This window comes from Vibrio sp. Vb0937, from assembly GCF_033338855.1.
In genome coordinates, this window is record NZ_JAWOTK010000230.1 from 1 (window position 1) to 1,324 (window position 1,324).

Here is a 1,324-nt window from a genome sequence, read left to right on the forward strand (position 1 = left end):
TGTTCTTGATCCATGATAAAGACCGATGCTTTGGTGTTCTTCTTGATGACGCGTAGAAACTCGTTGAAGGTATTGATACGAATATCCGTCACCAATACGCCCGCAAATTCTTGGTGTTCGTACACCGGTGTCATAGCAGATAAGGTGATGTCTTGGCGCTCATCCGCATTGGTGTAGATTTTTGACCACATCGGTTTTTCGTCTTTGGCGACAGGTTGATACCAAGGACGAGTTCTTGGGTCGTAAGGCGTGATGACAGTACGAATATCGTTACTGACATGATCTGTGCCGTAGATGATTAACTTACCATCTGTGTATTTATCTTGAACCATCAAGGTGTAATCGTCGGAGATCTCGCGACGAAAACCCGCGAAATCGCCAGTTTCCGAACCAAAAGCAATCACGTCCAGCTGCGGAATAGAACGGTATAGGTTCTGAAACGCGCTCAATAAGTAGGCTTGGACATCTCGCGTATCATGGGGATGGTACAGGTTGTGATAACTCACGTTATGAGCAAGCGTCATCACTGCCGTAAACGGCTTTCGCAGATAACTATTGAGGTGGTCGTAGACACTTTCGGTCAACACCGACAGCTGTTTATCGCTGATGTCGGTCACCACCTCTTCATAGCTTTGTTTTTGGACGTAGACAATCACAACGATAGCCAGTAAGAAAATCATCACAAAAGGGATGAGTACAGCAGTACGTAGTGTAATTTGAGTCTTTGCAGTAGACATTGCCTAGTCACATTAGGGATGGTTCACCTTAATTGTACTGACATTTCTGTTAATATCGAGCGCTAAGCACTCTCATTGTTAACTCACTGCTTAAGTGACGGTCAGTACAACTCTTTTAACTTTCTGGTTAGCGTATTGCGTCCCCAGCCTAATACTTTAGCGGCATCTTGCTTGTGACCTTTAGTGTGCTCCAATGCAGCTTCTAATAAAATGCGCTCAAATTCTGGTAATGCGAAAGAAAGTAGTTCTTTATCCCCCGCAGCGAGCGATTGACGTGCCCAGTCCGCCAATTGTTCTTGCCAGCTGCCTTTGGTTGAATCCGAAACGGTCTTCTTCTCTTCCAAAAGCTCTGAAGGCAAATCGTTCGGTAATACTTCACTGCCACTCGCCATCACGGTTAACCAGCGACAAATGTTTTCTAGCTGACGTACGTTGCCCGGCCAATTGAGTCGATTGAGAATTTCGACCGTCGACGGGTGCAAGGTTTTGGTTTCCACTCCAAGCTCATCTGCGGCGCGTACCAGAAAGTGTTGTGTGAGCTTTTCAATGTCTTGTTTGCGTTCACGAAGCGCAGGAATTTGTACGCG

1 protein-coding gene and 1 pseudogene are annotated in these 1,324 nt (G+C 46.1%); both read right to left on the reverse strand.

The features are described 5' to 3' along the window. A pseudogene (locus R7P67_RS24665) lies at positions 1-737 on the reverse strand (cache domain-containing protein); the annotation flags it as partial. A 101-nt stretch (positions 738-838) separates the two neighbouring features. Continuing rightward, a partial coding sequence (locus R7P67_RS24670; RefSeq protein WP_318086299.1) for a helix-turn-helix domain-containing protein occupies positions 839-1,324 on the reverse strand: 486 nt, incomplete at its 5' end.